Source organism: Dictyobacter sp. Z7_2 (assembly GCF_057551105.1).
On sequence record NZ_BAAJPE010000002.1, the window covers coordinates 1988536 to 2012686 of the forward strand.

The following is a 24151-nucleotide window of genomic DNA, read 5'->3' on the forward strand; positions in this document are numbered from 1 at the left end:
TTCCAATGATCGGAGCAGCAAGAAAAAGGCCGATATGACCTTTCTTCAGTTTTTGTTCAGAGAGATGGATTCCATTGATCATTGGGAACGTTCCCATGTATGATGTAGGTGCAAATAGTGCTATGAAGCTCGAAACAAGTGAACATCCAGAGAAGAGTGTGTTGCTTGTCTGAGGCGTCCGTTTCATGCAAAGACTCAATGAAATCTATGTCTATAAAAGGAGAGCTTTCCTATGATAGAAAAGTTACCTCATCCCAATCGGCGACAAAGATGGTTACTCTTCGCGGTATCACTCGCGATTATAGTCATGACGACCGCACCTGTATTCATCCACCCATCCTACGTAGCAAACGCAGCGGCAGCCGCAACCCAGCCTTATAGCTGGCAGAACGTTGTCACTGGCGGAGGCGGAGGCTTTGTTGACGATATTATCTTCAACCAGAAGCAGAAGGATTTAATCTACGCCAAAACCGATATCGGTGGCGCCTATCGCTGGAATCCCACAACCAGCACCTGGACACAGCTACTCAACTGGGTCAGTCCCGATCAATGGAACATGACAGGCGTGGAGAGCATCGCCACCGACCCGGTTGATCCCAATCGCCTGTACATCGCAGCAGGAACCTACACAAACGCGTGGACAAGTATGAATGGCGTGATCCTACGCTCGACCGATCAAGGTAAAACCTTCCAACAGACGGCTCTTCCCTTTAAGCTTGGCGGCAATATGCCTGGACGTGGCATGGGCGAGCGTCTGGCCATTGATCCCAATAACGATGCCATCATCTATTTTGGCGCACGCAGCGGCAATGGTCTGTGGAAAAGCACCGACTATGGTGTCACCTGGAACAAGGTCACAAACTTCCCCGATACAGGTCCATTCGTCGAAAAAGCTGGTGATGCCTATCAAGGCGATCCGCTGGGAGTCGTCTGGGAGACCTTTGATCCCTCCACTGGCTCAGCCGGAAAAACAACACAGACTATTTATGTTGGCGTCGGCGATAACGCAAGCGGGGCAAACAATATTTATCGCAGCACGAATGGTGGGGCAACCTGGTCCGCAATCCCCGGCGAACCGACATGTAGCGTGAGCGGGACAACGGTGACATGCGCTGGTGGTGCTACCTGGGATACAGGGAGTAATGCCACAACTGGTTATCTGCCACATCAAGGGAAACTGGACTCCAATGGCACCTTATATGTGACCTACAGCGACTGGGATGGCCCATATAACGGCGGACATGGTGATGTCTGGAAATTTGTTCCGAGCACATCAACCTGGACAAAGATCAGTCCTGTGCCTGGTTCCGACGCTTCCAACGACTATTTTGGATATGGAGGGCTTGGAGTTGATACACTCCATCCAGGAACGCTCGTCGTCGCCACGGTGAACTCGTGGTGGCCCGATGCACAACTGTATCGCAGTACTGACGGCGGCGCAACCTGGAAAACGATCTGGGAATTTTCCAGCTATCCCAGCCGTACCCTGCACTACACCATTGACGTCTCAAATGCCCCGTGGCTCAACTTCGGCAACACAAATCCAGTTGATCCCGTCCCGGCCGTCAAGCTCGGCTGGATGATCGAGGGGATGAACATCGATCCGTTCAATTCGGATCGCATGATGTATGGAACAGGCGCGACACTCTATGGGACAAATAATCTGACGGCCTGGGATACAGGTGGGCAAGTCGCGATCAAGAGTACAGCCATGGGCATCGAAGAAGAAGCCGTGAGCGACCTGGTCAGTCCACCAGCCAATGCCCATCTGTACAGCACCGTCGGCGACGTGAGCGGTTGGCGTCACAACGACCTCACCAAGTCACCAGCCGCTATGTACTCGATCCCTTACGCAGGCTCGTACGCATCAATCGATTATGCTGAACTGAATCCAAACTTTATGGTTCGCGCCGGATATGGTGATCCCAGTGCCAGTCCTGCGACCACCAGCACCGCCTTCAGCTATGATGGAGGTGCAACCTGGTTCGCAGGAAATAAAGATATCTCTGGCGTATCCAGCAACGGAGGCACCATTGCAGCAGCAGCGGACGCCAGTAGTGTCCTATGGGCACCAAAAAACGCTCAAATATCCTACTCAACCGACAATGGCAATACCTGGACGACCTCAGCCAGCATCCCGCAAAATTCCGTCGTCGCCTCTGATAGAGTGAATCCAAAGAAGTTCTACGGCTATGGACAAGGTAAGTTCTGGTCCAGCGCCGACGGAGGCAAGACCTTTACCGCATCTACTGCCACAGGACTTCCTCAAGCCGGCGATCCAGTCGATGTGAAAGCGGTCCCCGGACACGAAGGCGATATCTGGATCGCTGGCGGTAGCACTGGCAACGCCTACGGCATCTGGCACTCAACCGATAGTGGCAAAACCTTCACAAAGCTGTCAAGCGTGACGTCCGCCGACTCGATCGGCTTCGGTATGGCTGCTCCCGGACAGAGCTATCATGCGCTCTATGTCATCGGCATCATCGGTGGAGTCCATGGCATATTCCGCTCCGACGACGCCGGTAGCACCTGGGTACAGATCAACGATAGCCAGCACCAGTACGGCAGTACCTGCTGTATCACAGGTGATCCGCGCATCTATGGACGTGTCTACTTTGGTACTAACGGCCTGGGCATCATCTATGGCGACATAGCAGGCACGCAAGCAACGCCGACCGTCACCACCACAGGCACGCCAACGGTAGGAGTCACAGCCACACCGACATCCAGGCCTGCCACGCCAACACCTACGCCTGTGACGACTCCTACGCCTACTCCCACACAAATATCGGCGACTCCCACAGCCACAAGCGGCAACGGAGTTACAAGCACAGGTGTAGTGGTAAGCTCAAGTCAATGGTTCAATGAGGAGCAGGTCAAGTTTAGTAATACATCCTCAATTACAGCCATGACCATCACGATTACCGTCCAAAAGACAGCTGGCATCACCTATAGCAGTATGTTTACCACGTTCGGTGGCATCACCTCAACCCATGTGGATAATGGCAGCACCATTGTCTACACCTTTACCTTAAATTCCGGTCAAACCCTACCACCAGGCTCAAACCTGATCGCCGACGCCCAGTTCGGCGGCAGCGGAACTGTACATGCGACTATCGGCGACTTGTGGTCGATCACTACTACCAGTGGAGGCAAGACTAACACGTCAAGCGGCCACTTTTAAACGTCATTCTCAATTGATACAAGCAATGCAGAGGAGCGGAGTCGCTGGCCAGCGACTCCGCTCCTCTGCATTGCTTGTTCATTAATTCATATCTTCTTTGACCGCAGGTTTTCAACGATCTCTCTGATATCAGAAACGGCTTCCGCTAATTGTTTTTCGCGCATGGGCTCGGAGTATTCAGAGAGGGCTTTTTCTGATCCAGTCAAAGGACTCAGTTTACCAAAATCAGTCTGTTTCCAGCCAGCAGTGGGACGTCCGATGATGGGAATCACCACAGTTCCCTGTGTTTCATGACGTTGCATAGCACGGACAGCTTCGTCATACGTACTTTCTAATGAGACAAAATAAGGGCTAATAAACAGAAGGATCATATCAGCATTATCTAAATGTTTGCGCGACTCAATCTCGGCATCTTCTCCAGGTTGGACCATGTCTCTATACCACACGCTAATCAGGCCATTACGTCTAAGTAGAGACAATTGTTTCTGAAACTGCGTCAGTAGTCCAAGATCTTCATTGGCATAGGCATAGTAGAGGGCCACGGTTTTACTATTCTCAACGGGAGGAGGTACAATTTTCTCAGAGGTAATTACTTTGACAGGTTCGGCTGCTGGTTGGGTTGTTCGGTGTACGTCGAGCTTCGCCAGAACTTCAAAGGCAAATGCGCAAGCGTGACAAGCTGCCAGCCTTCGCATCCCTGCCGTAGAAGAAGCCGGATCTTCTCCAATAATCTCAGAGATGCCCCGAATAACGAGTGCCTCGACTTGCTGGTTCGCATGTGCCGCCTGGAGAAATCCATAGCCTTCGGTATCCATAGCGCACGCATCACTATAGACTGTGTTGATCATGCTCCAAAGATCTGAGGCAGCCGAAATCGACTTCTTTTCGCCCGCCACCATCGGGGCAACAATCACATGAGGAGCCTGGCCATTACCTGATCCATCGATGCGACGCAACCAATCATGTTTGCGCGCCTCCGCTCGTGCGCGTTGCTCCATACGATAAGTCGAACTCCAGAGGATCGGAATGGGCTCAAATTGAGCACGCACCCGTCCAGACTCATAGTTGTAGACTTTGGTAGCGGCAACGACATCGCCAGGTTTTACATCATTGAAACCCTGCGCAATACCAATGAAGAGGATCAGCTCAGGCATAAAATGTCCAATGGCCCTCTCTACCTCAAAGGCAGCGCCAGGATTGCCGGCGGCAATCTCAACAATGACAATATCCCAGGGACCAGTAGGCGTGGCGAATACTCCTAACGTATAGATGGTTCCACGAGGATGAACCTCTTCCTGGATCTGCGTAATATAAGCCTGGACCGCTTCATGCTCTGTCTGAGTGGTCGTGAATATGACCGCCATAGGCGCTCTGCGCTGTGTTGCCAAGATCAACCTCTTTAAATCATAAAAAGTAATCTGCTATACTGTCAGAACCATATCAGCTTTTCTCTATCTCATAGCAAATAAGCCTCATGAAAAACGTTCGCTTCTTATTCTACATGAATTAATGCAAATTTGTAAATACAATAATACTCCTTGCCAAACAGTATCAGATATTTATGGAGAAGTAAAAAATAATCATTTTCGTCTAATTTTCCAGAATAAACCTTACAAAAAAGAATGCCTGAAGAAGGAATAACATTATTTTGCGGACTGACCTCTGGATTTTTACTTTTCATTTTTCCTAAAAGAGGATTTGTCTTAGAGAGAAAATACAGTTCACAAAGGAAACGAAGTACTACAGCCGATGGGATACATGACTGATTTTACTGGAAATTTGACCTTTGCAAGGCCACTTGCAACTCATCATCTCGCTTACCTGCAAGCATATGCCAGCATATCACGCGTTCGTTGGAATGCTGATATGATGAAAAATGAGCCCGATCCTCTCCGTGAGGCAGTAGGATTACCATTTGGAGAGAACGGTTGTTATTTTACTGGACACGGTTTCAAGGACTACTATAGCTATCCACCCTGGATCAATCTGGCAGGGACAGCGAGAGCAAATATCGATCCAGCTTATCTTGGCGGGATATGTCCTGGAGTACCAAATCGCATCTGCCCCTGGGTACCAAGCGATGATGGCACAGAGCTAACAATTTCTAATGATAAGCCATACTCATGGTACAAGTGGCTCCAGTATCTACTCGACCATTTTCTTGTCCCTTGGGACTATGTTCTCAACGGGAAGATGATCTGGCAAGGAGAAGATGAAAGAGATAGAGGAGTTCTCATGGTAGAAAAAAATAGAGCAACAGCTCATCCCTATGAGCCGTTAGGCGCATCACTGCCATGACCTTCAGGGGTAAGAGGCAACAAGACTCCTTACCCCTTCACTGTTGATTCTTCTGAGCTTGTCCACCATTTAATCAGACTGTTCCTCAAAGAAGCTACTTTTTCAGCCGTCTCCCAGCCAATCAAACGAGATTATCAATGGTAGCAGCTATGGGTATTTTTGCATGCTTCAAGTACGCTAGTTAAACTAATTTATTTAAAGCGTATAATTTGTAGTCAAAATACGGGTAGCAACAGATGATTAATACAGAGTGATCAATACAAGTAATTGTGTTATTTATCGCTGCTTCTTCAATTATATGAGTAAAGCTCACCACTTAATGTTGGTACACCTCTCAGCCAGCCACTATATCTCACTACGTCAGGGTAGATATCTGTCAATGTTACCTTTTTCTCTGTCTTGACGACCATATAACGAGATCTCAAAAACATGTGAGGATTGTAATGCAACTACACAGTGATACTACATTTGATGATCTGCGTATGGCAAATATGGCTACGCTATACCACCAATATGCACCGCCGCTCTTTGCCTATTTATATCAACATCTGCCAACAGGAGAAGATGCCGAAGATATTCTAGTTGAGGTTTTTTTGGCGGCTTTAGAGAGTGAATTGTTTCCCTCATTGTCTGAGAAAGCGCAACTGGCGTGGTTATGGCGTGTCGCACGAAACAAAACGGTTGATGCTTATCGGCGTTTGTCACGTCGTAGTAGCGTCACATTGGAATCCATCGCAGAGGGTTTTATTGATAACGACGACATTGGGCCGGAGACCTTCGTTTTGATGCAAGAAGAATATGACAACTTAATGGTCCACATCAAAAGCTTATCTCCCTTGCAGCAGGAAGTGTTACGGCTCCATTTTGGTTTGGATATGCGCTGTTCCGAAATTGCTGTTCATCTGGGCAAGCGTGAGGGCGCAGTAAAAGTTATGATGTCACGGGCTCTCAATCTTCTGAAAAAAATCTACAAGGCATGAAGGGAAGAATATATCGATGAAAGAAAATGATGATTTTTTCAAAGCAGAAGAAGTAGAAGAGCAGGTTAAATTCCTTTCACAGTGGTCGATCAATAGCGAAGAAGAAAACTTGCAAGCAGCACGTGTTATTTATCATTTACGGCAATTTTATGCAAAAAATTCGACGCAATATACCTCTCATTTAGAAAGAGCATGGCAACGTATCGTGGTGGAGCATCCAGTAGCGAAAGAAAATCTTAAAAAGAAAGAAGATGTTATTATGCAAAAAGCCAAAAAAGGACGAATAAATCAGCAATATGTGCCTCAACGTCCATCCATGCGATGGCTTGGTACGTTTATTGCCGTTGCGATAATTGGATTCGTCGCCGTTAGCACTTTTCTAATCCTATCTACTGCATATCACATGCAGAGTACTACGACTACACCAAAGATCTCTTCACACACGGGTAGTGGTAGTGTGCCTTTGCCAAAACCACCCAATCCGATCACAGGTGGAAAATGTACGATTGATACGACCGTCACGTACCCGCAGCAAAGTACACATAATCTGCCAGGGTTATATATCTCTACATCTAGTAGCCAGGGAGATAATATCTTCTATCGCTATGATCCATCAACGAAGAAAGTTGTGTGGAGCAAAAAGTTGTGTGGTACCTTTGAATCAGTTGGTACAGTGGAGCAGAATGGTATTATCTATCTGGCGGGCGTTGATACAACAAATGAGTCAACCAGTGGTATGGTATCTTACCTTTATGCACTGAACGAGACAGATGGTTCAGTGGTCTGGGGTGTAAAGTTTCCGGCAAAAGTGATACCGTTTACCCAAAGTTCTCCGAACAATGGATCTTCCCCACTGGATCTTGGTTGGATAGAATCTCCAACTGTTTCACATGGTATCGTTTATATTATGCAGCGCACCGGCATCGTCTATGCAATAAGTACGGCTAATGGCGGTCAGTTATGGACATTTGACGCCGGAAGAAATGCCTGGGCAACTACCCATGAGGGAAATGGTTCGATTGTTGATCCTTCCAATATCCAGGTTATCGATGGTGTTGCTTATGGTTCAATTGTGGATCGCTTCTTTGCGCTCAATGCAAGTAGTGGCAAACAACTCTGGATGCATAGTTTCAACAACACAGTAAATATTAATCAGTCTCTAACGTTTGCCAATGGCACAATCTATCTCACAGCTTTTGTTCCGGGCTATGGAAGCGTTTCAAATCCCGATACGTATATCTATGCATTTAATGCTCAAACGGGCTCACAGAAATGGATCACGGCAAAGTTACGCGGATATCTCAATGGACCAACCGTGTTAGACAATCAAGTACACGTGATGTCTTATGATGGAATATGGTATACCTTGAATGCGCTCAATGGTTCACTTGAGTCACAGGTAGCGCTGACAGGTTTCGGTCCAAACGCTCCATCTCTTATTCATGGTGTTTTGTATGCCATCACAGATACAAACCTATCAACACTTAATCCCGATGGTTCGATACGGTGGTCAGTAACCATCGCGGCTCAATATCCGTTCATTGACGATGTACAAAACGGAATCATTTATGTCACTGGACGTGGTTCTGGCATTTATGCCTATAGCGCGACGGATGGTTCGCTCCTATGGCATTATGCTGGCTATCTGCCTCAGCCTGATGGGATAGCGTCAGCATCCATTGTATCTTGATTGCGACATTGTAGTAGAAAATGAAGGTTTAAAAGTCAGCATTGAAGCTATGTTAAGTGATGTCTCTCTGTGAGAGGCTGTCTCAAATCGTTGGTTTCTTGCGACAACAAAGAGGTCTTCCAGCCACATCAGGACCTCTTTGTGCCCTTTACACCAAAGAGGAGAAGCGCCACAATCTGCTCAGGGAGGTGATCATCAAGCGGTTGAGCGGTAGCAATCGTTCGAACCAGAATTGGTCCAATCGCAGCTTCCATCAAAAAACGCGAATCAATCTCCTCGGGAAGTTCGCCGCGATCTTTTGCTCGCTGGATAAGCACTTCGGCACTGTTGAAGCTATCTCTCCAATAGACTCGGCGCACCTCTGCTAGCTCCGGTTGCGGATAATGGCCCACCACAATCTGGTCAACGACTTTTCCCATAGGAGTCTGGATGCGTGTGATAACCCCACGAAGCAACTCTAGCAGATCGGTTTGGAAGCTTCCGGTATCTGGAGTGGGCGTCTCGGTAGCGTTGTAGTCTAGCAGTGCCTCAGCCACAATCGCCGCTTTAGTTCCCCATCGGCGAAACAAGGTGGCTTCGTTGACCCCAGCCACCAGGGCGATCTCCTTCGTTGTCATCGCCTCATAGCTGCGCTGACTCAACAGATCAAGCGTGGCCGCAAGTACTGCCACTCGCACGCCATCACCTCGTTTCACGGGTGCCTCGGAACGAGGTGATGGGAGCTTTTCTCCGGCTGATGGTTCATCTCTTCTTTTTTTCATTCCCAGAGTATACCAGGGTTGCCTTAAGAGAGCAAGTGACACTTGCATTCTTAAGGCAACCCTGGTATACTCTGAATGCAAGTGTCACTTGCATTCATCAATGGCATCGCTACTTCGTCTTGCCTCTCTTTCCAAGAGAGCTGAGTTACTTACTACTGGCCTTGATGAGGGCCGCTATATTGAAAGGAAAGCGTCATGAAACAGCAGCAACATCCGATGGAAACGATCGACACTTCGCAGGTCGAGCGTGCTCTCGTTCTTAGCGGCGGTGGTCCGGTTGGATATGCCTGGATGGCAGGTCTGGTCGGGGGTCTGGTAGCTCAGGATATTGACCTTGGTCACGCGGAGCTCATCGTTGGAACTTCCGCAGGTTCCATTGTCGGAGCCCAACTTGCTCTCGGCATGGATGTCGCGGCACTCGTGGCCGAAACGAACCGGCACTCTGAGCTAAACATCTACTCGTCCGCTGGCCCTGGACTCGGAAACCAGCTCGTCGAATGGATCAACGCCGCCCACGCGGCAAACCCCAACGAGGCGCGAGCAGCAATCGGTCGCAAAGCGTTGATGGCAGCGACCATCGATGAAGACACCTTCGTGGCAATGTCAGGCTTCTCCGCACTCGCAGGACGGGAATGGCCGCCAACGTTTCGCGCCACAGCGGTCAGCACGACCACCGGTCAACTGGTCACGTTATCTAAGGACTCTCACGTTGACCTCGCAAGGGCGCTCGCAGCGAGTTCCTCTATCCCAAGACTCACTCCGCCAGTGACACTGAACGGAGACCGCTACATGGACGGAGGAGTGCGCAGTTCGCTAAATGCAGACCTGGCCGCCGGAGCTCGTTCCGTGCTTGTGGTGGCGTGCTTCTCCCTCACGCCACCCGATGGCGTCGACGCGAACCTACGGCAGCGGTATGAAGATTTCTCTCAAGAGCTTAATACCATTAGAGTTGCTGGTGGATCGCTGGAAATCATTGAGCCAGGACCGGAATTCTTACGTCTCAGCGGCAACAGTAGCCGTCTTCTGGACGTCGACTTGATGTCCGAGGCGGTTCAGGTCGGACGACGACAGGCGATAATTGAATCCGCTCGACTCGGATCCTGGACATAAATGGGAGAAGCTAGCAGAGAAAGCCTAGATGCGAGTTTTGATCTGTCAGGTCCATATCATATAGCTGGCAGATCAAGCTTTATAATTTTTCCTATTGCTGCATTTTCTGCTTCAATCGATAAAACAGGTAAATTATTCTACTACATTTTTCCACTGCTATGCGTTTTTTCATCCTGCGGTCCCTTACGTATTTTTTAGCCCTCCTCTTCTATCGCTCCAGACTTAACTCAAATGACCCGAGAGTTAATCCCTCTCGGTTCGCGATCTCTGTTCCCAATATACATAGTGGCTTGCAAGCCTCGGCGATGGCCATTCCACTTTCGGTGAGCGAGTAGACCACCTTCGGGGGGACTTCTTTGAAATCCTGCCGTATCGCGATGTTGTCCGCCACCATCTCTTTCAACTCCTGGATGAGCATCTTCTCGCTGACTCCCCCAACGAGCCTGCGCAACTCGCCGAACCGCTTGGGTCCGCTGGCGAGGTTCCACAGGACGAGAAACTTCCATTTGCCCTCGATCAGTTCGAGGACGACATCCAGACCACAGGTATAGTGCATCTTCTTCATACCAGGTAACTCCTTCTCCCCTCTCAAATAGTGAGAACCTCCACAGAGAACAGCCAGGGGCATCATTCCTTCCTTGGAAGCAACCGCAAAGAGCGGTCCTCACGTACACCTCTCCTTGTCCTCTTTCGAGCAACTCAAGCCTACATGATACTTACCAAAAGGTCAGTACTTGTCATAAGGTAATCCCTCTTCTATACTCTATCATAGTGGTTGAGGAAACACAAAACGCATACCTCTTCACCAAGAGAACACAAAGGACACACTCTAACGGGTGCGGATTTAATGAACGACGGTGGCATCGGCCAGGTTTATGGCACAGATTTCACTGTCAACTGCTTGTCGGAACAGCTACTTGTCGGTACATGGTAAGAGCTGGCATTCGCCCAAGTGATATCCCTGTTACCGACGACTATCAAAGGAGCATTCAATGAGTTATGCAATCATCGGGCTTGGTAATATCGGGACGGCCATCGCCCAGGCGTTCGCCCGCCAGGGGATCGAAGTCGCTGTTACAGGCAGACGGCCCGTGGACGCGCTCGCGGCGCAGATTGGCCCGTCAATCATCCCACAGCGGATAGAGGACGCAGTCAAGGCCGACGTCGTCATCCTGGCCATACCCTTCGCCGCCCACCGAGAGATCGCGCAGGCTGCCGAAAGCTGGCAAGGGAAGGTCGTCATCGATACCACCAATGCCTTTGGCGTTCCACTCGAGGAACTGGGCGGACTGCCCTCAGCCGCCGCCATTGCCAAAGTGCTTTCCGGCGCGAAGGTGGTGAAGGCCTTCAACCATTTGCCAGCAGGCGTCCTGGCCCAAGGATCGACGACCCCTCAGGGAGGCCGGCGAGTCGTGTTTCTCTCCAGCGACGACGACGCGGCAAGCGCCTCGGTGGCAACCCTCGTCAACAGGCTCGGCTTCGCGCCAATCGAGCTGGGGAAGCTCGGCGAGGGTGGGCTGCTCATCCAGGCACGAGGGAACACATGGGGCCAACTCATTTTCCAAGATCTGGCTAAGTTCGACTAATCGAAGTGTCAATCACAAGGAGATTCCTTATGCGTGTAGGATTACATGTACCTGACTTCACCTGGTCAGATGATCAGGGACAACTCGGCGATACGTTCGCGACTATCGCACGGCGTGCTGAGCGAGCTGGTTTCTATAGTCTCTGGGTGATGGATCACTTCTTCCAAATCTCACTCAACGGCCCCGCAGAGCATGAGATGCTGGAAAGTTGGAGCGCACTGGCTTTTGTCGCAGGGGTTACCAATCACATAAAGCTGGGTACGATGGTTACCGGCGTGTCCTATCGTCAACCAGCTGTGCTTGTGAAGACGGCGACTACGCTCGATGTGCTCTCGCATGGGCGGGTCTACTTTGGCATCGGTGCTGGCTGGACTGAAGAGGAGCATCGCGGTCTGGGCCTTCCATTCCCACCCACGGCTGAACGTTTCGAGCGTCTGGAAGAAACGCTACAAATTGCGCGCCAGATGTGGGCAGGTGACGAGAAACCCTATCAGGGGAAATACTATCAACTTGAGCGACCGCTTAACTCACCACAGCCTGTGCAAAAGCCACATCCACCTATCTTGATCGGTGGTACAGGTGAACGCAAGACGCTGCGTTTTGTGGCCCAGTACGGCGATGCCTGCAATATCGTTCGCCCAGGCAAAGACGAATTGCAGCATAAGCTCAATGTGCTGCGCGACCATTGCCAGTCAATCGGTCGCCCTTATACAGAGATTGAGAAAACCACAATGGATCCTCTCTATGTCACCAGAGACGGTCGCAACAACAGCTATACACCAGAGGCTGCCATCGAGTATTTCAGAGGGCTGGCTGCGCTGGGCATTGACCAGGCTATCGTGTATATGCCGAATGTTGCCGATCTGGAGCCGATGGATCTCATGGCAACCAGGATCATTCCAGAGGTGGAAAAAATGGAGGTTGCTGGCCGCTAAACGCGTTACATCATCGCTTTTTTGTCTACTCAAATTTTAACTTTGACTATTTATGTCTACGTATTGAATACTTCCCTCTATCCAGCCGTCAATGTATTTTTCTATCTCCCGCACAGTGTCGGTTTGCGTGAACCCATCGAGGTATGCGGTGAGATAGAAAAAGAAAAAATGATAGCAGTAATACGCCAGCCGTTCCAAACGCAGGGTGTGTCTAATGCCGTTCTGACACAGAGCATTATTAAAAGCGTCTCTTGCCCACTCCCGGCCGCACATGACCCATGCGTCACGTTCCGGAGGCGCGAGGATGGGATTGTCCCAATCCACAATGAAATACCTGTCACCGTTCACAATCAGATTTCCTCCGGCATCGCCGTGAGTGATGAAGAAGTCCGCCGTGTCACCTCGGCACAGCTCGGCAAAGTATTTCAACCTCCTGGCTCTATGCTCCAGCCTGGCACGATTTTTCTCAAGCAGTGAGTGAATCTGTCTGTTATCCAGCACATTCCATTGCTCGAAGAACGTATCGGCGCTTTGGCCCGAAAAATCTTCACGGAGAATGGGAACGCTACAAGACGGAACTGTGTATACCTTCGCCAGCATTTGATATTCCGGGATTTTTGTCGCATCTGTTTCTCTGTTTTCACCGTCAATCCAGTCGAAAACACCGAGTATTGCGCCGTCAAATCGTGTGGACAGGTCGTCGTCTTTTGTCTTTACAATGCGGCTGATGAAGTCAATACCGTGGTCACATAGGTGCTGGATTATAGAAAAGCTACGTTCATAGGCGGCTTTATGCGCGGCAGGGTAAACCAGTTTGAGAAAATAGCTGCTATTCGCAGCGTCCAGCCGCCACGTTTCACCGTAATAGCCACGTTTTGCGGGAGCCAGGACGGCGGCGCTTATTCCATATTCCTGCCTGATGAACTCAAGCAGACAATGTCGATATTCCTCGGAACGGGGGATGTCGCTGTACAATTATTCCTCACTCCTCTCATTTGACATAAAGCTTCCATCATGAAACATATTAAAAATATCCTTTTGCTCTTCAGTATCCATATCTCTCCATTCAAGACAACAAACTCAACACGGATGCATTTGAGCGTTGATGACAAATATAGTACATGTTCCTACATCATAGCTTGGAAGCTAGCCCAAAAGTATGATCTATTTAGGAAGAGTGCTATGCTAGTGTATGACAGATCAATGCTTAATCATAGACGTTCACAGACGGATACGAGGCGATGACGAAATGCTGTGACACTGGATATCTATTCAAACATGCTTCCATTCATGCAAGAGGAAACCATGAATCGTCTGGATACATTGTTGTCGAGGACTATCTAAGTACGTTGCAGTCACGGTTGCTGTCAAGGCAGCCAAATCACAGACATTATTCGCACAGACCAACAAAGAAACCCGCCTGAGCAGCGGGTCGACGATATGGGGCTGGGCGGACTCGAACCGCCGACGCACGGTTTAGGAATTCGAGCCTGCTTGCTTATTCCAGTCTACCAATGTCTATTTCGAGCGTAAAATCGAGTCGGTATATCTGCTGATGTGTATGAAAATCGATGAGTGTAGAGGGCTGTAGCTGTCACATTGCTGTCAAAACAAGGTGGTGGCAGCGACCTATTTCTGGCGCTGACCTTCACATGGAACTATGCCTTACCAACAAATTCATAATTATATAATGTACAGATATACACCTGCATTATTTTTGAATCTTACAAGATTTATCTGTAAATATATATGTATTCAATTTCAAATTTAATAAATTGCTTTCAGGCATATAGAGTATTTCGCTGCAATAAATCGCGTAAGTTACCTCAAACTGAAATGAGATCTCATTACTTTGCTCTGCAATAGCGAATAAGAAGACCAGATTCCTTCGCACATTAAAGCTCGTTGTTAGGTGATTGTTTTTGATCCTCATGTCACTCTACAAGAGGAGTAGATTTTAAATCAAATTCTTTTCCTAGGCTAGGTCTAAAATATGGAAACGAAGATTTTCATCCATCTCACAATTTGTAGTAGACTCCAGAAGTTGGAGAGTTTCCATTTCAATACATGAAATGGTAGACTATCTGGCAAAAGAGGTTTCATATGGGAAAACACAAGCAGTATGATGGGGAATTGAAGAAGAAAATCGTTTTGGAAGCCCTCAAAGATCGGCAGAGCCTGGAGCAGATTTGTCGAGAATACGAGGTAAGTACCGATCTAGTATGCCATTAGCTAGACGTGTCCTTAGAACGAGATCCTCAAATGTTCTCAGATCCGCATACGACAGGGAAGGACTAGGAACAAGTATCCACTCCCACAACCTAGGCTTTCCAGAAGCTATATTTTACAACTTAAAGGAATTTCCCAACAGCATCAAAAACTGGGAAGAGTAGATTTTCCGTGAGCGAAATACCTTATGAGAAATCCTACTCCTCCATGCAAAGAGAATCCGCCAAGAGGTCATTCCCAACCGAAGCCCGAAGTAGATGGAGACCTTCCTAACAAGCTAAAAGTTTTCAAGAAAAAAACGAGCAAGAACCTTTCTACCGGCTAAGATTTCCCATGGGGCATGTGGCCAAGAACAATTAATAAATAGGTAAACTTCCACTGTCTTGGATAGCTTGACTTAAGATACCATAAAAGTCTTCCACAAATTGCTTAATATCGTCAAAAACCTGTTTGACATAGTTGCTCAGACTCTCATTATCAAGTATATCTCGATTGAGCATAAACGTTGTGACAGATTTCCGCTCACCATCATGAAGTAGCTCAAAGACATCATTGCGCTGAACAGTTTGTGCATCACAAATATCTGTCACAGTTCTATGTGTGGTCCTATTTCGAATTTCCTTCATGGACTTTACCCATGTAATCACTCTACTCGCTTTCTCCTCGTATTTAGGATCTTTTTCAGGGTATGAGTTGTAACTATATAGCAATCGAATAGCATCATCAGAAGGATCGACTGCGCTGTCTGATCTGAAAACTTGTTTTAAAACATTCTCAAGACTTACATTTTTCTCCATCATTTCAAGTCCGTAAACCTTATTTAAAACACCAGCGCTGACATCAAAAAGCGAAAAGGTTGTTGCAGCAAACGTCTCAATGAATAAGGCTAATATTAATATATATTCTTCTATATTTGTCATTGTAAATCTACAAAGTTTGTAATATGCCTCAGTTGATTTAACATCTCGAGTTGAGATATCGCGATAGTTTAAAAACAAGGTAAAATGTTCAGCGTTTAACTGCTCAACAAGTCCGGATTGATACCTAGCAACGTTCAATTTGTGTTGGATAGAGTCAACACTTTTTTGTATCTCTACCACTAGTGATCGAGCCTGCCTAGGGTTTGCAACTGCTCTGACACTTTCGAGAAAAGCTTCTTGATTATAAGGAATAAGTATGTTCTCAGGAGGATCGATACCTCGTACTGTAGCCGACACCATTAGTTATCTGTCCTCCTTTTTATATTCTTTTGCAAGTAGCTTGATATCTTTACTAGAGGCAAAATAACCCTGAAGTCTTTGCGTTCCCTCATTGTTGAGAGAAGCAAGCATATCCCCTTGCCCAAATAGATGTTCTGCACCAGATGATTCCAAAATGGTCCGTGAATCGCTTGCCGAGGGCAGGCTAAAGGATATACGACCGGTAATATTTGCTTTAATATTGCCTGTAATAATATCTGTTGTTGGTCTCTGTGTTGCAATGATAAGATGAATACCTACAGAACGACCTTCGGAGGCGAGCTGATGGATTTGATGTTCAAAAACTTCCCGTTCATTTCTTTTTAGTGAGAGAATTATTTGCGCAAACTCATCAACAACGACAACGATTCTAGCCAGTTGTTTTTCTAAGTGATCACTGTTATAATCAATGATGTCCCGATAATCCGTCTCCCGCAAGAGTTGTGTTCTCCGTTCTTTTTCAGGGCCGATTAGCTTATTCAGTACATCAAGGGCTTCATCCAAACCGTAATACACTTTATCTCCCCACAAGTGTGGCAAGAAACGGAATATTCCGAAGTCAGTTTGTTTTGGATCTATAAGGACCAATTCTAAAGAGCTAGCAAGATGATGGAATGCCAAACTGACAATAAGGGTGGATAAAAACGTTGTTTTACCACTATTTGTCGAACCAGCAACTAGAAGATGAGGAATCTGTGCAAGATCGCGTGTGATATCTTCCCCTGCAGGATTCACTCCTAACGGAATTAGTAATTGATTACCTTGCTTGCTAGAAAGTTTTCTAAGTGCTGGTTCAAATGGTACGTTTTGGGGATGAGCACGAGCTAAATCAATGCCAATATAGGGCTCTCCAGGAATGTTATCTATTAATGGAACATGCCTGCTATGCAATTCTCTTGCTAAGTCTACTGCATATTTTTGCACCTCACTTAGGCGCCCTGCAGGTGGCTTGAGTCGAACCCAATAGCGAATGATTTTGGGTCCAATTTGGGTTTTCTCAATGTTAACCTCAGTAATGGCAATATTATAACTCATGAGCTTTTGTCGTAATTCAGCTGCTTGATGCTTGATATCTTCTTGCTCGAATGTACTATCCCCATCGTTGTCGATAGATGAATAAGGATTATTTTCTATAATTGTAGGAACTAATGTTGGTTGTGCTCGACCATGGGAGAGGGGTATTCCGTCAAATGATTCATCAGCGACTATCGAAGTATCCGATAGTGTTTCTGGGACAGACGCCAGCGCTGTTTGTAGAAGCGAACTAGGAAGAATGATAACATCACCTGGATAAGCATCTAGATTCAGCCGTTCTATACTTTGCACTTCAGAAGATCGAAGAGCAACTTTTATACTCCTAACTCGAATTTTTGGCCGATATTGTGAAAAAAGACTATTGATCACTTTTGTCCACTCCGCTTTGTTGTTCGTTCTTTGTATTCTTTGTTCAGAAGTAATGGAAAATGATGATGGCCCAAAGATGACCCTACTCAATACTTCTCGTATTTTTTCGCGTCGCATTGGTCCTGTCAACGACGTGTCTTCATTAGGATCGAATAATCTTTCAAATGTTTTAGCAAATTGTTCTAACCATGCAAGATGTGGCTCATCCTCATACAAGGAAGGGAGTACCGCAGATGCAGATGAGATTGCAAGCATATCAACGTGTATTATCTCTTGCTCAAAGTAACATGCTGCGAAATAATCAATGGTATTTGTCTGAGGCGATTTTTTATCACCAAACCAATCAGCAAAATGATTAAGATCAAGATTAAAAAACACAATTGCTGGATGTTGTTGACGATACCAGTGGAGAGTAGTAACAAGACTAAGTAACTTTTCAACGCTCTGTGGAAGGAGTGCTTGGTGACCTACCTCTCCTTCATCGTCAGGGGGACTGGCAACTGTTGAGAGAAGTCCGTTGGGAAAAATAGCTAGAATATCAATAAGATGTTGTTGTATCACATCAAAGTCTATGGAGACTGAAAGGGACGCAAGATGATCATTAAGATGAAGCTGCCAACGTGTTATATCGCGCGAATAGACAGAAAGAGTTCTTGAGCCTGCAGAAAACCATGCCAATCGTTGGCCAATATTTGATAATTGCAATGTTCCATGAGACCTATCAATGACGATGAGCCATTGACTATGTTCCACCAGTGCTTTGAGATCCTCATCTTTAATAATTTGTTTGCTACCTAAGCCGAATGTTCGCTGCATTAACTCCCCTGTCAACGCAGTTCGCACATTCATATACGCTTCAAATATCCCGCTTGTCGGTGTATGAACAAAACGTACAGCATCACTGATTGGATCATAGGACACTTGCATCGGGATGACGAAAGGGTTTGGTTTCTCCTGAGACATTCGCAATGCTGGCTGGGCAATAGCATTCGAAGGATCACAAAGTATTGTGAGGTGACAATGGTTCTTTTGGATATCTGCACTGATACTTGAGTAATTCGTGTGCAAGAGATCAATTTCAAAAGTCCATCGCGGATTTTGCCGGAACAAGGTCAATGCCTCGTTATCCTCCAGAGTCCAGAGATCATAAGCAATCGCTTGTTCATCTGTTCTATAAACATGAATACGCACACCATGGACTTTGGGTATTTGTTCGTTGAGATATAACGACGAGAGCGACTTAAAAATCGGAAGTAATACAGGAGGATCAATCAGTGTAACAACGAGTCCCAATCGAGAGGCTGGATAGAGTGCCAAAAATTGCTGGATGAGATCTGGTATATATTCCAACCCATCCGTACTGCTTCCTTGTTGCACGATGGGTTCGTAATAAGGAATGCCGATGGCAGATTCATTGCGACTGTTGCTTATTTCTCCAGCAAGCACAAGTCGACTCTGACTTTCTGTAAGATTCCGTTCGGGATAAAACATCTTAGAATTTAAAAGGAATGTATTGAGAATGGTAGGAAGCCGTGCTGATGCTTGAATAATCGCTGTTTGCTCAGTTTGACTCAGTTCTTCCCTGTCTCTTTGTAAAAGATGAGTAAGCTCAGCCCATTTCCAGAGGTGTAAGGGGTGAAGAGATGTTACAATGACAGCTTCTTTGCCAAGCCGATCAATGATAACCGTATCAAGAGCAAGAAAAAGTGCTGTAGCCCGCTCGATTGTATCATGGAAACTTTCTGAAGCCTTCGCATAAATGGCTTGTAATTTATGAGCAAGGTTATCATATGTTTGTAAGTAGCGTTCTACGGATGCAAACAGTTCATCACTTTTATTTGCTAGCATTGGTTCATACAGGAAGAGAATGCGATTACATGCAAGCTCAGAACGTATATGATGTAATTTTTGAAATAGATATTCCAGTTTTTCTTCAGGCGTCTCTGCTATATTAAGAAATGCATCAAGCTTACTGAAAAGACTTGACAGACTTTCGTGTTTATCGAGATTATCTTTATCTTCAAAGGGTGTATTCGGAGTAAATTGCAGCACTTGCGCTTTTGCATCATCGAATATTTGTTGGATACTTGCTTCTGACTCAATAAATGGATCCTTTCCAAGTATCCCTCCCCAATGATTAGTTTGTACCCATTGACGCATGAGATCTTCAAGAGGATGCTTCATTTCTTTTTGCAACGGAAGAGGAAAATCAAAATTTTGTTCCTGATATAAAAGTGGAGTTGATGAAATTTCAGAATCCAATCTATCAGAAAACGCTTCTGTGGAGGAAGGGTCCTCTCGAAATTGAACAATTCGCTGTTGCACAAAATCCTGCAACGCATCTATATCACCTGTATCAAGATCTTGCTCATCAGTAAGAAATTGTTCTACAAGAAATTCATTAATAGTCACCGATGATGTGACACTTGGCCCCGCTTTCCCCTTCTTGACTCCTGGTCTTGTTGGAACCTTGGGTGCTTGAAAGAGAGCTTTTACCTCATCAAGTGTGAGTTTTTCAAGGTTTTCTCTATTGGGATTCTGAGAAAATGCTTGAATGTGAATAAATGTCTGTTGATGCTGAGCTGCTTTATCACTTTCAAATGCGCGTGCGAGTGATCGATACTCTTTTTTCTCAAGCGAAAGAAGATCTTGCACTTGCTTGCGATTTTCTTTCAAGCGTTCTATCAAGCGCTCTGGTGCATCGCTAATATACTCGCTAATACTAGAGTCACGCAACAACCCAAGATGAGGAAGAGCATCCCCTATATTTGTGCTACTAGTTATTGCCTCGTAATACGCGATAACTTGACTAGCAACCAGTGGAATCTGTTTTGTTATTTGAGAGAGCGCGAGCACTTTCCATAGTATTTTTTGATGTACAGTGCCATATTGTTGTCCCAATGAGTAGACATAAAATTTTAAGTCAGCATCCTCAAATGTATGAAACAATTCAAGTGAATGGACCTTTTCTTGTTGATTCTGAGGATTTAAAATAACAATAATAGGAGAGGTAATGTCGGGATCATTTCTCCATGCAATCGCATCTTCAATTCGTGTAACAAGATGTGTGGTGTTCTCTATGGTAAAGTGTGGAAAACCAACCAGAGCTAATCGCAAGTTGTCTTGTATAAGAAATGGTTCAAATTCTCTATACAATATCTGTGGTTCAAATAAGGGAAGGTTGTGAGCAACCACTCCGAAATTTACTGCATGCTCTGTAATGTATATATGTAAAGCTGCTACGATGAGATGTGCTGTAATGTTTTCTCTTTGCATATTATTTATTACTCCCGTACAGAAACAAGTACTATTCCATCAGCATACCGACGTGCATATCCACTCATTTCTAACATATCTTCTAATGCATGTGTATTTGCAAAAAACTCTGAACCATCAACTGCACTAATGCCCCATTCACTCAATTGCTCATTCTCATCCCCAAGTGCTCCAAAAAGGATACCGTAGTTTTTTGCCCAATAGCGAGCAAGGTCGGTAATAGTCCATTGTGTCTGTTTTGGGATAGTTGCTCGTAGAAGCACATCCAGAAGATCAGGTATTGGTTTATAAAGGGTTCTTTGCTTGTACTTGGATAGTAAGCCAATTTTTCGGCCAAGCCCATAAGCGAAACCCCGTGGTGTTGATGATAGGATCTGATCGATCATATCAGCCGCCGCATTAGCAAAAGCTTCTAAGTGTGATTGGTGGGCTGTATCATTAAGATAGCTATGAAAGTATTGAAGACAGTTTGGCCCATAACGCATGCGTCGATCTTCATTTTGGCCGCCCTGACCCCCTTTCTTCCACTCCATCTTTTGAATCAGATATTCAATATCTTGCTGTGTGTCCCATGAACCGTAACGCTTTGTCTTAGCGAGATCATCCACTGTCTTATGAATATGATAGCGAAGAAAATTATCAATAGAACGACCCATCCATTGATGCGATTGGACACTTGCTTCTTGCAAAGTTGAAATGGACGACTCTAGCATGGAAAAAAGGATAGGTAAACGTTTAGTTCGTTCTGTATTTCCACTATTAGTTAGATGAAGATAGATTGCAAAACATCCCCAGATAGCCAAGCGCCGCAAAGTATCAAGTTTTCCTCCAAATTTTCCGTTTGTAGCGTCGTGCAGAGCTAACAAATCGAAACCTTTACGAATAGAATAGAGAAAAGGATCACGAAAATGACCATTTTCATCAACATCAAGACTATTAGGGGATGCCTCATCTATACGGGGTATAAATTCTTTATAAGTGATTTTTCCAGGTTTTGTTAATGGAAGGCTCAGCACAGAAATCTCATCACTGCACTGACGAGTATCTTGAAGTAAGAGTTCGCGTAGTAAATGCAGAGCTGGGCTTGGACCTTCGCCTTCATCATGTGAGAGCACAGCTAAAAGCCATTCACCAGTTTTTCTATCATGATTATCAGTTGTAATATGGCTAGCATGACTTAAAGTGTAGCTTGATGTGTTTGCTGTTTTATAGACAGAACTATCTACTGAGACAAGTGTGTGTAAGACCTCACGGATCTGCTCATCAACATCGTTGACCACTTGATCACCTTTTATATAGATAGTTTGATGCTGATAGGGGGCTTGTGCATACTTACCACATACGGCACGAAACAATCCGTTGGCTAGATGGACAGGCTTAATTTCAATTTTGGGGCTATAGAAAAGCGTTCGATCTATGATTTCATCGAAAAAAACCTTTTCAAAAATCATCGTTTCAGGATTGCTCATTACCGTTTCTCCTGTCCATAACTTAACTGTGCTCTATTCACTCGAACTGTAACCGTTGATCGTGATCGATGATCACTCCATTCAATATTTTCTACATGACGAGGTCCTCCTGCGTCAGGTCCAAGGCTACGGAGGAAAAGATCGAGGCGACGTAAAAAATGAAATGGTTGAACATCAATTGGCGTCCCATTACTGGCCGCAGCGAGTGCTTGATACATTGGCCAATCTATCTTTAATGCTGGGTCTCCTAATTTCCAATCGCGAACTCCTAACAAGACATGATCTTTTTGAATTGGGAGGGCCTTCGCAATAAGAGGATTAGCTTTAGGATAGTACAACATCAATTTATCTGAAGGGATGGACCGCATAGCAAAAAAACCCGGAGTACTTCCAGCTGAATACCGATGACTGTTCCATAAACGGAGCCGGTATGACTGATCGGTGTGCTGGCTCGGACGTACAGGGGCATACAGAAGATTGATCATCTCCACCAATTTTTCCACTTCGCCGGGATCGTCTATTTCACTTTCCAGCAAGGCATTAAAGCCTCGTTCCGTCGATGGAAGCATGCGCTTTAATAGCTCTGACGTAGAATGGTCATGTTCGAAAAAGTAGCGTCTTTTGAGTAGTCTCAGCGTTATCAAATTGTCAGGAGGTACAATAGGAGGATCGAAAATTCTCCAGCTATCTTGGATGGTGCCCATCCACAGAGCCTGATCACTTTCCGGGTCAGAATAATCAGCAGGATCAAAAGTAAGCCGAATAGCATCGAAAAGTCTATTCCTTCCTCGAAACAATAAATTATAATAGGTAAAATCATCAAAAGATGGGGGGATATTCTCAGGCGTCTGTTGCCAACGTACTGCGCAGGATTGATTTCCAGTCAAAATGTAGGAGAAAAGACCGAGGAGATCGCGCATGGTTGCATGAAAACCTCTCCTAGAAACTAAGGTAAAAATTTCTTTGAGATTTTTGAGAATCCCGGATGTGGAAAGCGCTTTAGCATTATATTCAACAGGACAATGTCCCGATGGACAGTCAGTACATGGATTTGCAAGAATCTGTTCACAGAAATTTTGTACAACAGCATCAACAATTGTTTCATTTAGAGTTTCGCGCTGATTCAGATCAACGACAATTGTTTTTTGCAATGCATTGGGTGGTTTTTCATTGTAGTATATAGTTCTATCTATTTCATTATGCATATCAGTCAGATACTCTATTTCAGGGTAATTATGTGCAAGAGTCGCTAAGCTTCTGAGAGGAGCATGGTTAATCGCAATAAGAAAAGGAGAACCTTCTTTTTTTGCCGATTGCCACTGTTCCAAGATTATCTCGACGCTTTTTTGACTTGCATCTTTCTGAATAACGATTTCTGACTGAATTGTCTCTTTTACCATCTGAATGAGATGCGTTTTTCCATCACCTGGATTTCCAGTCAAGATAATATCACGTTTGTCTTGAAGCCATTGTTCAATTTCGCCGTCAAGTGGTGTGGGTATATGCATTTCGCGAAGCGTGATGCTATCCATACGTTCAGCTACTGATTGATAACCATTATAAAAATTAGTGATTCTTGTCAATGAAGATGTACTCATGTCTTTTCCCTCTTATACATTGAAACTAGTTATTTCTTACCCGTAAGGTGCAAGCTATATTAACTGGTTTCGAATCTATACCATGTAGTTGTATGAGAAACCCAATAAATTGCTTCGTCTTAGTATTATGAAATACGGTCGCGCCACAAAAATGCTCTGTTCAACTTTACAATTTCGGTATACATAATTAATAATAAATGCCTATGAGTACTGTGCACATATGTGTAACATGATTCGAAAGAAAAGTAAAGTGCATATGGGAACATCTATTGAAAGATAATGAAAACGACAAATTATCCCCTCTCTCTGATTCACATATCCAATTATATAAGATAGTAGTATCTTCTTTCCAAGTTATTACTTACCCAAGATATTTTTTCTTCTTATCCGTTA

At 45.6% G+C, this 24151-nt stretch carries 16 protein-coding genes; 8 read left to right on the forward strand and 8 right to left on the reverse strand.

Annotation, left to right across the window (positions count from 1 at the left end; genetic code table 11):
• Positions 1-232: 232 nt before the first annotated feature.
• On the forward strand, positions 233-3184 hold the full coding sequence (locus AC27N8_RS21865; RefSeq protein WP_487069517.1) for a xyloglucanase: 2952 nt from the start codon (positions 233-235) through the stop codon (positions 3182-3184).
• A gap of 86 nt (positions 3185-3270) precedes the next feature.
• On the opposite strand, the gene AC27N8_RS21870 is transcribed toward AC27N8_RS21865, so the two are convergent.
• Positions 3271-4572, reverse strand: a complete 1302-nt coding sequence (locus tag AC27N8_RS21870) for a phosphorylase family protein (protein ID WP_487069518.1) — start codon at positions 4570-4572, stop codon at positions 3271-3273.
• A 478-nt stretch (positions 4573-5050) separates the two neighbouring features.
• On the opposite strand from AC27N8_RS21870, the gene AC27N8_RS21875 reads away from it, so the two are divergent.
• The 3 genes from AC27N8_RS21875 (at position 5051) to AC27N8_RS21885 (ending at position 8152) form a co-directional block, all read left to right on the forward strand.
• Entirely contained in the window at positions 5051-5482 is a 432-nt protein-coding gene (locus AC27N8_RS21875) for a hypothetical protein (RefSeq protein ID WP_487069519.1), read from the forward strand.
• 443 nt (positions 5483-5925) lie between these two features.
• The gene (locus AC27N8_RS21880; protein ID WP_487069520.1) at positions 5926-6462 is read left to right on the forward strand and encodes an RNA polymerase sigma factor; all 537 of its coding nucleotides are present in this window, start codon (positions 5926-5928) and stop codon (positions 6460-6462) included.
• Between the two features lie 16 nt (positions 6463-6478).
• Positions 6479-8152: an outer membrane protein assembly factor BamB family protein gene (locus tag AC27N8_RS21885; RefSeq protein ID WP_487069521.1), complete on the forward strand. Its 1674-nt coding sequence runs from the start codon at positions 6479-6481 to the stop codon at positions 8150-8152.
• Positions 8153-8280: 128 nt separating this feature from the next.
• Here the strand turns inward: AC27N8_RS21885 and AC27N8_RS21890 are convergent, their stop codons facing one another.
• A complete protein-coding gene (locus AC27N8_RS21890) occupies positions 8281-8913 on the reverse strand; it encodes a TetR/AcrR family transcriptional regulator (RefSeq protein WP_487069522.1) in 633 nt (210 codons plus the stop codon).
• Positions 8914-9108: 195 nt separating this feature from the next.
• Here AC27N8_RS21890 and AC27N8_RS21895 point away from each other — a divergent pair, with 195 nt between their 5' ends.
• Complete coding sequence (locus AC27N8_RS21895) at positions 9109-10023, forward strand: patatin-like phospholipase family protein (protein WP_487069523.1); 915 nt, start codon at positions 9109-9111, stop codon at positions 10021-10023.
• 208 nt (positions 10024-10231) lie between these two features.
• Here AC27N8_RS21895 and AC27N8_RS21900 read toward each other — a convergent pair whose 3' ends face one another.
• The gene (locus AC27N8_RS21900; RefSeq protein ID WP_487069524.1) at positions 10232-10588 is read right to left on the reverse strand and encodes a winged helix-turn-helix transcriptional regulator; all 357 of its coding nucleotides are present in this window, start codon (positions 10586-10588) and stop codon (positions 10232-10234) included.
• A gap of 427 nt (positions 10589-11015) precedes the next feature.
• Between AC27N8_RS21900 and AC27N8_RS21905 the strand changes: the two genes are divergently transcribed.
• Positions 11016-11609 (forward strand): NADPH-dependent F420 reductase, encoded by a 594-nt coding sequence (locus AC27N8_RS21905; RefSeq protein WP_487069525.1) that lies wholly within the window; start codon positions 11016-11018, stop codon positions 11607-11609.
• Between the two features lie 29 nt (positions 11610-11638).
• Positions 11639-12544, forward strand: a complete 906-nt coding sequence (locus tag AC27N8_RS21910; protein WP_487069526.1) for an LLM class F420-dependent oxidoreductase — start codon at positions 11639-11641, stop codon at positions 12542-12544.
• A gap of 36 nt (positions 12545-12580) precedes the next feature.
• Here AC27N8_RS21910 and AC27N8_RS21915 read toward each other — a convergent pair whose 3' ends face one another.
• The gene (locus AC27N8_RS21915) at positions 12581-13519 is read right to left on the reverse strand and encodes an aminoglycoside phosphotransferase family protein (RefSeq protein ID WP_487069527.1); all 939 of its coding nucleotides are present in this window, start codon (positions 13517-13519) and stop codon (positions 12581-12583) included.
• Positions 13520-14647: 1128 nt separating this feature from the next.
• On the opposite strand from AC27N8_RS21915, the gene AC27N8_RS21920 reads away from it, so the two are divergent.
• Positions 14648-14776, forward strand: coding sequence for a transposase (locus AC27N8_RS21920; RefSeq protein ID WP_487069528.1), 129 nt, complete (start codon positions 14648-14650; stop codon positions 14774-14776).
• A 353-nt stretch (positions 14777-15129) separates the two neighbouring features.
• On the opposite strand, the gene AC27N8_RS21925 is transcribed toward AC27N8_RS21920, so the two are convergent.
• From AC27N8_RS21925 to AC27N8_RS21940, 4 genes are read right to left on the reverse strand one after another with little or no spacing between them, the layout of a single operon-like run.
• Positions 15130-15993: a hypothetical protein gene (locus AC27N8_RS21925; protein WP_487069529.1), complete on the reverse strand. Its 864-nt coding sequence runs from the start codon at positions 15991-15993 to the stop codon at positions 15130-15132.
• Positions 15994-15996: 3 nt separating this feature from the next.
• Positions 15997-20691 (reverse strand): DNA translocase FtsK, encoded by a 4695-nt coding sequence (locus AC27N8_RS21930; RefSeq protein WP_487069530.1) that lies wholly within the window; start codon positions 20689-20691, stop codon positions 15997-15999.
• A gap of 8 nt (positions 20692-20699) precedes the next feature.
• Positions 20700-22160 carry a hypothetical protein gene (locus tag AC27N8_RS21935; protein ID WP_487069531.1) on the reverse strand — a complete coding sequence of 487 codons (1461 nt, stop codon included), beginning with the start codon at positions 22158-22160 and terminating at the stop codon, positions 20700-20702.
• Positions 22160-23758, reverse strand: a complete 1599-nt coding sequence (locus AC27N8_RS21940) for a hypothetical protein (protein WP_487069532.1) — start codon at positions 23756-23758, stop codon at positions 22160-22162. The genes AC27N8_RS21935 and AC27N8_RS21940 overlap by 1 nt, the downstream gene beginning before the upstream one ends.
• Between the last annotated feature and the right edge of the window lie 393 nt (positions 23759-24151).